This is a genomic window from Variovorax glucosi (assembly GCF_051216695.1).
GTDB lineage: Bacteria > Pseudomonadota > Gammaproteobacteria > Burkholderiales > Burkholderiaceae_C > Variovorax.
On record NZ_JBPJZE010000037.1, the window covers coordinates 903 to 1,745 of the forward strand.

Annotated in this window: 2 protein-coding genes; both read left to right on the top strand. The window is 69.8% G+C overall.

The genetic code is table 11. From position 1 onward, the window contains the following. Nucleotides 1-736: Fe-Mn family superoxide dismutase (locus ACSFA3_RS22565; RefSeq protein WP_435507716.1), on the top strand; the 736-nt coding region annotated here is incomplete at its 5' end. Beyond that, nucleotides 733-843: chromate resistance protein ChrB domain-containing protein (locus ACSFA3_RS22570; protein ID WP_435507717.1), on the top strand; the 111-nt coding region annotated here is incomplete at its 3' end. The genes ACSFA3_RS22565 and ACSFA3_RS22570, both read left to right, overlap by 4 nt.

Below are 843 nucleotides of genomic sequence, written 5' to 3' on the forward strand. Positions count from 1 at the left end.
AGATCTGATGGCCACCAAGTCGATGCTGCTGCACCAGCCGTACTTCGGCAGTCTCGGTGGCGACGGCCAGACCATGGAGCCGGCCATGGAGCCGGCCATGGCGCTGGCCCTGGCCGCCAATTTCGGCAGCGTCGAGCGATGGCGGGAGGAATTCGTCGCCATGGGCAACGCGCTGGGCGGCGGCTCCGGCTGGGTGCTGCTGGTGTTCCAGCCGCGCGAAGGTACGCTGACCAACCAGTGGGCGGCCGATCACGCGCATGCGATTGCCGGTGGCGTGCCGATCCTTGCGCTGGACATGTACGAGCACGCCTATCACATGGACTTCGGCGCGGCGGCGGGCGCGTACGTCGATGCCTGCGTGGCCTGCATCGACTGGGCGCGCGTCTACGAGCGCTACCAGCTTGCGGTGCATGGCGCGAGCGAGCCTTTCGGCGCCGGGCAGCACGAGTTGGCCGGTGCCCTGGTGCTCGACGTGCGACGCGCGGGCGTCTTCGAGCGCACCCAGTCGCTGATTCCCGGCGCGCGCTGGCGCGACCCGGCCGCCGTTACCGACTGGTCGCGCGAGCTTCCGCGCGATCGCGAGGTCGTCGTCTACTGCGTCTACGGGCACGAAGTGGGCCGGTCCACGGCCATGCGGCTGCGTGCGGCCGGCGTGGATGCGCGCTACCTGCGCGGCGGGATCGACGGTTGGCAGGCGGCCGGCCGGCCGCTTGCCACGAAAGGAGACACGCCATGAAATGGATCACGCGCGAGCGCCCGAAGATCGACCGCATCGCCTGCCCGTGGCTGGTCTTGCGCTTCATCGACCGCGAGGCCGAGTTCCTGTACGTGCCGAAGACCGAT